The following is a 7,051-nucleotide window of genomic DNA, read 5'->3' on the forward strand; positions in this document are numbered from 1 at the left end:
GGCGAGGAGGCGGCGGCCGCGGGCAGCGCGCCGTGCACCACCACGGCGTCCGGCCGGTGCCCGTGCAGGGCGAGCCCGGCCCGGATCCGGCGCAGTTCCGTGTACGGGTGGCCGTCCGCCCGGACGACCAGCCGGACGCTGGTGCCGGGGTCGGTGAGCGCGGCGCGGGACTCGGCCAGTGCCGCGGCGGCCTTGGTGCGCCCCTCGTACAGCCAGTCGGCGGGCATCGGGACGCCGGCCAGCCCGGCCAGCAGCGGGCGCAGCGCCCGGGCGGCCTGCCGCTGCTCGGGGACGAGCCGGTCCAGGTAGCGGGCGAGCTGTTCGGGCAGGGCGAGGGCGGCGATCAGCTCGGCGGGCGGCGGGGCGAGCACGACCAGGACGTCCTGGTCGGCGGCGGGCAGGGCGCGCAGCAGGGCGAGCCGGGCGATGCCGGGGAGGGCGGTGAGCTCCTCGGGGTCGAGCTGTTCGGCGCCGAGCAGGTCGAGGGCGGGCTTGAGCCGGCCGGTGAGCGCGCCGACGGCGTAGCGGAAGGCGGCCTGCTCGTCGATCCGGGAGACGGTCAGGCCCGGTGCGTGGTGCAGCGGTTCGGGCTCCAGCCGGGTGCCGAGGGCGGAGTCCAGGGCACGGTGCGGGTCGTCGGCGGCCAGCAGCCAGGTGCGGTGGCCGCGCCGGGCGGCGTGCAGGGCGGTGGCGGCGGCCACCGTGGGTGCGCCAGCGTCGCCGCTGACCAGGATGGTGCGTGTCGCCGTCATGCCGTCCGGCCCCCGTTCGGTCGTGTCAGCCTTCGACGCGCTTCTTCAGACCGGCCAGGGCGCGGTCGATGATGACCTTCTCGGCCTTGCGCTTGATCATGCCGAGCATCGGGATCTTGACGTCCACGGCGAGCTGGTAGGTCACCTCGGTGCGGCCGCCGGCGAGCGGGGCGAGGGTGTAGGAGCCGTCCAGCGAGCGGAGCATCTGGCTGCGGACGAGGGTCCAGGAGACCTCGCGGTCGCCGTCCCAGGTGTAGGCGAGGACGTGCTCGTCACGGATGGCGCCGGCGTCGAGCAGCAGCCGGACCTCGGCGGCGCGGCCGTCCTCGCCGGTGCCGAGGACCTCGATCTCCTTGACCTCGCCGGTCCAGGCCGGGTAGGCGGCGAAGTCGGCGATCACCGCCATGACCGTGGCCGGGGTCGCGTCGATGGTGATGCTCGACCTGGTGTGCTCCGCCATGGAATGGCCCTCCGCCTCGTCCATCTGCCTGCCGGTCCGGCCGGGGCGCGCTCGGCCCGGTCCGCCCGGAGCAGGCTATCGCGCCCGGTGGGCGGCGCGGCGGCGCGGGGCGGCCGAGGTGCGGGCGGGCGCCGGGCGGGCGGGCATGTTACCGGCCGGTCGCCCTGCGCTGTCGTAGGGTGCCATTCGAACGACCCGGTCACGGCCAGGTCGGACCCGGCCGGGTGTGACACTTCGAACACCGGAGCCGACCCCCCTGGTCGAAGCTGCCTACCGGGCAGTAACGTCCTGCCGTCCCGCAGCGTCGCGAACGAGGAGCAGTCTTGCTCGACTTCAGCCTTCCGGCCCTCTACCAGGTACCGAGCGGCGGCAACCTCGCCGACCCGGTGCACCGGAACGCCGAGGAGCACCCGGACGTCGCCGTGCTCAGCCGCAAGGTGGACGGCCACTGGCAGGAGTTGACGTCGGTCCAGTTCCTGGCCGAGGTGCACGCCGCCGCGAAGGGCCTGATCGCCGCGGGCATCGAGCCCGGCGACCGGGTGGCCGTCATGTCCCGCACCCGCTACGAGTGGACGCTGCTGGACTTCGCGATCTGGACGGCCGGCGCGATCGTCGTGCCGGTGTACGAGACCTCCTCCGCCGAGCAGGTCGAGTGGATCCTCGGCGACTCGGGCGCGGTCGCCGTGATCACCGAGACCGACCAGCACGTCGGGGTGGTCGCCGAGGTCCGCGACCGGCTGCCCGGGCTGGAGCACACCTGGCAGATCGACGGCGGGGCGATCGCCGCGCTGGCCACCGCCGGGCAGGACGTCCCGGACGCGACCGTCCACGAGCGCCGCCGGACCGCCGGCCCCGACGACATCGCCACCATCGTCTACACCTCGGGCACCACCGGCCGCCCGAAGGGCTGCCAGCTGACCCACGGCAACTTCCTGGCCGAGTGCGGCAACGTGGTCGAGCGCCTGGCCCCGCTGTTCCACACCGGCGAGAGCTCCGTGCTGCTCTTCCTGCCGCTGGCCCACGTGTTCGCCCGGATCGTCGAGATCGCCCCGATCATGGCGCCGATCAAGCTCGGCCACGTCTCCGACGTCCGGAACGTCACCGCCGAGCTGGCCTCCTTCAAGCCGACCCTGATCCTGGGCGTGCCCAGAGTGTTCGAGAAGGTCTACAACACCGCCCGCGCCAAGGCCCAGGCCGACGGCAAGGGCAAGATCTTCGACAAGGCCGCCGACACCGCGATCGCCTACAGCCGGGCGCTGGACGCGGGCGGCGCGGGCCTGGTCCTGCGGCTCAAGCACGCCGTCTTCGACAAGCTCGTCTACAGCAAGCTGCGCGCCGCGCTCGGCGGCCGGGCCACCCACGCCATCTCCGGCGGCGCCCCGCTCGGCGAACGCCTGGGCCACTTCTACCGCGGCATCGGCTTCACCGTCCTGGAGGGCTACGGCCTGACGGAGACCTGCGCCGCCACCGCCTTCAACGAGTGCGCCAAGCCGAAGATCGGCACGGTCGGCCAGCCGACGCCCGGCTGCTCCGTCCGGATCGCCGAGGACGGCGAGGTCCTCCTCAAGGGCCCGCACATCTCCACCGGCTACTGGAACAACCCGCAGGCCACCGCAGAGGCCTTCAAGGACGGCTGGTTCGCCACCGGGGACCTCGGCTCGCTGGACTCCGAGGGCTACCTGACGATCACCGGCCGCAAGAAGGAGATCATCGTCACGGCCGGCGGCAAGAACGTCGCCCCGGCCGTGATCGAGGACCGGATCCGGGCCCACGCCCTGGTCGGCGAGGTCATGGTGGTCGGCGACCGCAAGCCCTTCATCGCCTGCCTGATCACCGTCGACCCGGACTTCTTCCCGAAGTGGAAGGAGCTCAACGGCAAGCCCGCCGACGCCACCGTCGCCGACCTCGCCGCCGACCCGGACCTGCTGGCCGCCCTCCAGAGCGCGGTGGACGACGGCAACGCGGCCGTCTCGCACGCCGAGGCGGTCAAGAAGTTCCGCCTGCTGGACACCGAGTTCTCCGAGGAGAGCGGCCACCTGACGCCCTCGCTCAAGCTCAAGCGCAACGTCGTGCTGAAGGACTACGCCGCCGAGATCGAGGCCCTGTACCGGAAGTAGGGCCGCACCGGTACGCCGAAGGGCCCCGGGGAGTCCCCGGGGCCCTTCGGCGTACCCGCGTCAGCCGGCCAGCAGCGAGGTCAGCCGCCCGGCCAGCAGGTCCCAGCGCCAGGAGCGCTCCACCCAGCGCCGCCCGGCCTCGCCCATCCGCCGCCGCAGCTCCTCGTCGCGCAGCAGCCGTACGATCCGCTCGGCCGCCGCCGGGGCCGAGCCGCCGGGCACCACGTACCCGGTCTCGCCCTCCAGCACCGCGTCCGGCGCGCCGCCGGAGTCCCCCGCGACCACCGGCAGGCCGGTCGCCGAGGCCTCCAGGTAGACGATGCCCAGGCCCTCGACGTCCAGCCCCCCGCGCCGGGTGCGGCACGGCATCGCGAAGACGTCCCCGGCCCCGTAGTGGGCGGGCAGCTCCTCCCACGGCACCGAGCCGGTGAACCGCACCGAGTCCCGGACGCCCGTGGCGTCCGCGAGCTTCTCCAGGTCCGCCCGGTACGGGCCGCCGCCGACGATCAGCAGCACCGCGTCCGGCACGTCGGCGAGGATCTGCGGCATCGCCTCGATCAGGGTGTCCTGGCCCTTGCGGGGCACCAGCCGGGAGACGCAGACCACCACCGGCCGGTCCGCCAGCCCGAGCCGGCGGCGCACCTCGGCGCCCCCGGAGCCCGGGTGGAAGGTCGTCTCGTCCACGCCCGGCGGCAGCTGGACCATCCGGGCCGCGGCCTGCGGCCCGACCGCGGCGGCGATCCGGGAGCGGGTGTACTCGCCCAGGTAGGTCAGCACGTCGGTGCCCGCGCCGATCCGGCGCAGCAGCTGCCGGGAGACCGGCAGCTGGGCCCAGGCGGCCTCGTGCCCGTGGGTCATGCCGAGCAGCCGCCCGGCGCCGGCCCGGCGCAGCGCGGGCGCCATCAGCCCGAGCGGGGCGGCGGCGCCGAACCAGACCGAGTCGCACTTCTCCGCGCGCAGGATCTCGGCGGCCCGCCGGGTGACCCGCGGTGTGGGAACCATCACCTTCGTCCGGTCCCGGATCACCGGGAACGGCTGCTCGGCGTCGAACCGGGCCACCTCGGTGCCGTCCCGCCAGGTCGAGGCGTAGACCACGACACTGCCTGCGGGCTGACGCACGGCCATGTTGTGCACGAAGGCCTGGATGCCACCGGGGCGGGGCGGGAAGTCGTTGGTGACGATCAAGGTTCTGTGCATCAGGCCACGGCTCGCTCGGTCGGGGGGTGCGCGGTGTACCGCTGGGTGATCCGTACGATAGGTCAACACCATGACCCACCGGGAACGGAACCGCGCACGGCAACCGTTTGACCCCCGGGTCAGTCCTAGTACCTAGGCCGTCGTCCAGCACGCGGCCCGGGCGTCCGTCGGTACGACGCCTCCGGTGGGGACGTCCGAGACGAACGAGGGAGCGCAGTGGAATTGGCCCCGGCCACCGAGCCCGGTTCTTCGCGCGGCCGCCTCGGCCGCCCGCTCGGGGCGCTCGCCGCGCTCGGCGCGACCTGGGTCGCCACCCGCGCCCTGCTGGTGCTGCTGGCGACGGGTGTGCTGAAGGCGCCCGGCGGCGATGTCACGGCGGACGTCTGGATGATCTACCACGCCTGGTACGGCGTGCTCCAGACCGGCACCTTCCCGTTCGACGACGTGACCTGGCAGTACCCGCCGGGCGCCGCCCTGGTGATCCTGCTGCCGGGCCTGCTGCCCTGGTCGTACCTGGTCTCGTTCTGGGTGATCTGCGGGATCGCCGACGCCGCCGCGGCCGCGCTGCTGGTGCGCACCGGCCTGCGCCGGGGCCGGGCGCTGACCGGCGCCTGGATGTGGGTGGTGGGCGTCCCGCTGCTCGGCCCGATGATCTACAACCGCTTCGACGTCATCGTCACCGCGGTCGCCCTGGCCGGCCTGCTGGCGCTGATCCGCCGCCCGGCGGTCGGCGGGCTGCTGCTGGGCCTGGGCGGCATCGTCAAGATCTGGCCGCTGATCGGCCTGATCGGCACCCCCTCGGGCCGCCGCACCCGCCGCTCCTGGACGCTGGCGGCGGCCACCGCCGTCTCGATCGGCTTCCTGCTGACGGCCGGGATGAACGGCGCCTTCGAGTTCCTGGCGTTCCAGAAGGACCGCGGCATCGAGGTGGAGTCGCTCGGCGCGCTGCCGCTGCACTTCGCCCGGATCGCCGACGCCTGGGACGGCAAGGTCACCATGAACTACGGCTCCCCCGAGATGCTCGGGCCGTGGGTCGACGTGATCAGCAAGGTCATGCTGGCCGGCACCCTGCTGGGCTTCGCCTGGCTGCTGCTGTGGCGCTACACCTCCAAGCGCCGCAGCGCGGCCACCATGTACGACGCCGCGCTGTGCGCGCTGCTGATCTTCGTGGTGACCAGCCGGGTGATCAGCCCGCAGTACCTGGTCTGGCTGGTCGGCGTCGCGGCGGTCTGCCTGACCGTGCGCAACAGCAGCCAGCGGCCGGTGGCGGTGCTGATCCTGCTCGCCTGCCCGCTGACCCTGGTCGAGTTCCCGACCATGTTCACCCAGGTCCTGGCCAGCGAGCCGGCGGCGGTCGCCGTCCTGGCCGCGCGCAACCTGCTGCTGCTGGCCGCCGCCGTGCTCTCCTGCGTGCGGCTCTGGCGCTCCACCCGCGGCGAGGCGCCGCTGCCGCCGACCGTGGTGCTGGACCGCGAGCCCGCCGCGCTGCCGTCCGGCGGCTACCCGGTGCGCCCGGGCATCGCCTACGAGCAGGACCTGCTGGACGGCATCGACCACCCGGGCACCCCGGCCGAACAGCGCCGCTGACCTGCCCTCCGCGGCCGGTCAGCCCTTCAGTGCCGCCACCTGCTCCAGCCAGAGCCGGGTGAACTCCGCCAGGCCGACGCCCAGTTCGCGGCGCATCAGCCGGTCGGTCCGGCGCTCCCGGTCCTCGCCCTGCCCGTCGGCCGCGCCGATCGCCCGGTAGAAGGCGACCAGCCGCTGCGGCCCGTGGGTGCGGCCGATCAGCTCGCAGGCCAGCCAGGACTGCTCGTAGGCCTGGGCGATGCCGGTGGCCCCGGCGGCGAAGTCCCGGTCGGCGGGCAGCGCGGCGGGCAGCTTCCCGGCGGCCACGTCCCGGGCCAGCTCGGGCGCGATCTGCTGCGGGCCGCGGCCCGAGTCCCGGTACGCCGTCCAGTCGGCGACGCCCTCGGAGAGCCACAGCGGGGTCCAGGCCCTGGTGTCGTCCCTGGTCGCGACGTGGGTGGCCTCGTGGGTGACCACCACCTGGCGGCCGAAGCCGCTGAGCCGCCCGTACGCCTCCGGGTTGACCAGCACCCGGTCCGCCGGGGTGTGCCAGGGCGCGCCGGGGGCGGCCACGGTGACCGCCGCCATGCCCGTCCAGCCGGCCGGGTCGCCCTCCAGCAGCCGGGCGAACTGCTCCTCGGTGGCCGGCCGCTCCAGCAGCAGCCGCTCCGGCCAGGCACCGCCCCAGACCTCGGTGACGGCGGGCACCGCCCGGTCCCCCACCGCGACCAGCTCGGTCTGGTCGGGTCCCGCGGCCGGCCCGACCACCAGGCAGTGCGCGCCCGGCGAGGACCGGAGCGGCCCGAAGTCCCACGGCGCGGGCGGCCCGGACGCGCTCTCCTCGCGCTCGACCCGCCAGCCGTCCCCGGCCCGCACCAGCCCGATCCGGCGCGGGTACACCACCGGGTGCTCGTCGTACCCGGCGATCCGCACCGCCAGGTCGGCGGCGGCGGTCACCC

The 7,051-nt window shown here is 74.5% G+C and carries 6 protein-coding genes; 2 read left to right on the forward strand and 4 right to left on the reverse strand.

From position 1 onward, the window contains the following. Together AE652_RS31050 and AE652_RS31055 are read right to left on the reverse strand one after the other, a co-directional pair. Positions 1-752: ArsA-related P-loop ATPase (locus AE652_RS31050; RefSeq protein WP_049657551.1), on the reverse strand; the 752-nt coding region annotated here is incomplete at its 3' end. Positions 753-777: 25 nt separating this feature from the next. Next, positions 778-1,212, reverse strand: a complete 435-nt coding sequence (locus tag AE652_RS31055; protein WP_049657553.1) for an SRPBCC family protein — start codon at positions 1,210-1,212, stop codon at positions 778-780. A gap of 323 nt (positions 1,213-1,535) precedes the next feature. On the opposite strand from AE652_RS31055, the gene AE652_RS31060 reads away from it, so the two are divergent. Further along, positions 1,536-3,329 carry a long-chain fatty acid--CoA ligase gene (locus tag AE652_RS31060; RefSeq protein WP_049657555.1) on the forward strand — a complete coding sequence of 598 codons (1,794 nt, stop codon included), beginning with the start codon at positions 1,536-1,538 and terminating at the stop codon, positions 3,327-3,329. Between the two features lie 60 nt (positions 3,330-3,389). On the opposite strand, the gene AE652_RS31065 is transcribed toward AE652_RS31060, so the two are convergent. Then, the gene (locus tag AE652_RS31065) at positions 3,390-4,526 is read right to left on the reverse strand and encodes a glycosyltransferase family 4 protein (protein ID WP_049657557.1); all 1,137 of its coding nucleotides are present in this window, start codon (positions 4,524-4,526) and stop codon (positions 3,390-3,392) included. Positions 4,527-4,742: 216 nt separating this feature from the next. Between AE652_RS31065 and AE652_RS31070 the strand changes: the two genes are divergently transcribed. Continuing rightward, entirely contained in the window at positions 4,743-6,113 is a 1,371-nt protein-coding gene (locus tag AE652_RS31070; RefSeq protein ID WP_082346084.1) for a glycosyltransferase 87 family protein, read from the forward strand. 18 nt (positions 6,114-6,131) lie between these two features. On the opposite strand, the gene AE652_RS31075 is transcribed toward AE652_RS31070, so the two are convergent. Beyond that, on the reverse strand, positions 6,132-7,051 hold a 920-nt coding region (locus AE652_RS31075; RefSeq protein WP_159028596.1), incomplete at its 5' end, for a hypothetical protein.

It is taken from the genome of Kitasatospora sp. MY 5-36, assembly GCF_001182915.1.
Taxonomy (GTDB): domain Bacteria; phylum Actinomycetota; class Actinomycetes; order Streptomycetales; family Streptomycetaceae; genus Kitasatospora.